The organism is Microbacterium sp. Bi128 (genome assembly GCF_918698205.1).
Genome location: NZ_CAKKMM010000831.1, coordinates 1 through 2240, shown reverse-complemented (window position 1 = coordinate 2240; position 2240 = coordinate 1). Strand labels below are relative to the sequence as shown.

General features: G+C 66.8%; 3 protein-coding genes. All 3 read right to left on the bottom strand.

Annotated elements, in window-relative coordinates; genetic code table 11:
* Positions 1 to 508 (bottom strand): SPFH domain-containing protein (locus tag LQV45_RS26850; protein ID WP_253074590.1); only part of this gene is annotated, 508 nt, incomplete at its 3' end.
* Between the two features lie 88 nt (positions 509 to 596).
* On the bottom strand, positions 597 to 1058 hold the full coding sequence (locus LQV45_RS26845) for an NfeD family protein (RefSeq protein ID WP_028276336.1): 462 nt from the start codon (positions 1056 to 1058) through the stop codon (positions 597 to 599).
* A 231-nt stretch (positions 1059 to 1289) separates the two neighbouring features.
* On the bottom strand, positions 1290 to 2030 hold the full coding sequence (locus LQV45_RS26840; RefSeq protein WP_230009788.1) for a putative RNA methyltransferase: 741 nt from the start codon (positions 2028 to 2030) through the stop codon (positions 1290 to 1292).
* Positions 2031 to 2240: the final 210 nt, after the last annotated feature.

The window sequence follows — 2240 nt, the reverse complement described above, 5'->3', positions numbered from 1 at the left end:
GGGGCGGATCGATCGCCTTGAGCTCGACCCGGGAGACCCGGATGCCCCAGCGACCGGTCGCCTCGTCCAGGACGCCGCGGAGCTGGCCGTTGATCTGGTCGCGCGAGGTCAGCGCTTCCTCCAGGTTGAGGCCGCCAACCACGTTGCGCAGAGTGGTGGTGGTCAGCTGTTCCACTGCCTGGATGTAGTTGGCGATTTCGTAGGTGGCGGCCCGGGCGTCCGTGACCTGGAAATAGACCACAGTGTCGATCGAGACCACCAGGTTGTCCTCGGTGATGACCGGCTGCGGCGGGAAGGACACCACCTGCTCCCGCAGGTCGAGCAATGGCAGCAGGCGGTCCACAAACGGGATCAGCAGGGTAAGTCCGGGATTCAGGGTGCGTTGGTATTTACCCAGCCGTTCAACGACGCCGGCACGGGCCTGTGGAATGATCCGGACCGACCGGACCAGCACAATAATTACAAACACAATTAGTACCAGCAGCACAATTGCGACTGCGATATTCATACATCACCTATTCCCCAGTTGTTTTGTTTTAGTCTCGCGCCGGCAGCGCCGCACCGGCCGGACAGCAGTGCCCGCCGGACAGCGCCCTTTATTGGACGGCGGATTCCGGTTGCGGAGCCACGATCGCGGTGGCCCCTTCGATGGCACTGACCACAGCCTGCTGTCCGGGCGCCAGCACTCCCGATTCGGACCGCGCACTCCAGACGTCCCCGCCAATCTTGACGAGCCCGCCGTTTTCGCTCACAGCCTCCATGACGACGGCGGATTCGCCGATGAGGCGTTCAATGTTGGTGCGCTGATCCGCCGGTCCCCGGTGGAGATGCTTGAGGGCCACCGGCCGGACGAAGCCGATCATGAGCAGGGACACGACGCAGAAGGCGATGATCTGCAGCCACGGATCGGCGCCGGCGAAGTCCGCCACAAGCCCGGCGAGGGCGCCGCCGCCGAGCATGATGAAGAACAGATCGAGTGTGATCATCTCGACCACGGCAAACAGGAGAAAGAGCGTGAGCCACAACGCCCACCAATTCTCGATCAGCCATTCAGACATCAATTCCCCCTAGAGTTCCGGGAGCTGCAGGCACAGGTCCCCAGTAACTGTGATTCCATCCTAAGCGGAAAGGCAATAGCTGGGACCGGCGGTAGGGAATTGATGGCCAAAGTGGCCAAGTCGTTATTTCGCGGGTCGATTCCCCGGCCTGGCCTTCCGCCCCCGTCCCCTCCCGGGGGTGGTTTCAGGGCGTACCTGACGGCACCCGCGAAGCGGCGGGAGCGGGAATGGTCAGCGGATGGGTTGAAAGACGCTGATCCGGAAGCGGGCCGAGACGGAGGTCCGCTCCGGAAGCGCGGCCTCGAGGGCTACCAGTGCGGCTCGGTCCAGGTGGTGGCCGGCCGGTCCCATGTAGGCCAGGTTGGCGACGTCGCGCGGGCCAAGGGTCAATGCCAGGTCCAGATCAGATGCTGCGACGGGCGCGAAGTGCTGGCCCAGGGACGCGGCGAGCCGCTCGTCTTTGGCCGGCTCGATCCCCAGCATCCCGGCCGGCCCGGCAACCTCCGCCAGGTGGCCGGGCCGCGGTGTGACCACGACAAGGCGGCCGCCGGGGCGGAGGACCCGGGCGAACTCGGGCGCGTTGCGCGGCGCAAAGACCACGGTGACGACGTCGACGGCGTTCTCCGCGGCCCGGTCCCGCACGGCCCTGAGGTAGTGGCCGGTGCCCGTTCCGGCGTCGAGCACGAGAGGCCGGCCGGCGGGGGCCTCCCGGAGCGCCGGTGTGGCGAGCCCGGCCACGGCATCGGCCAGCGGCTGGTAATGCCCCGCGGAGAGGAAGTCGAAGCGGGCCGCCACCATTTCTGCGCTGTCGGCTTCAAAAACCGTCCCCTTGCCGACCAGGAAGTTGAAGTAGCCCTGTCTGGCCGCGTCAAAGCTGTGGCCGGCTCCGCACACCAGGGTGCGGGCGCCGCCAGTGAAGCGGAGGCCCTGGCGGCACACCGGGCACAGGAGGGGGAGATCGGCGGCGGGCATAGCTTTCATCCTATGCGCGGACCCCGGCCCGCCGCGCGGACGGGACATTGGCTACAGGGGCGCCGGGCACCGGGCACGCCGCGGCGTGCCTCGCCGCACCGGCGCAACGTGAGGTGTTTCACAGCGGGCACGCCACGGGCTAGGCTCGCAATCGTGAAATCTGAACATCTTCCGCTGCTCAATTCCGTGTCCGCCCCTGCCGTGCACCCC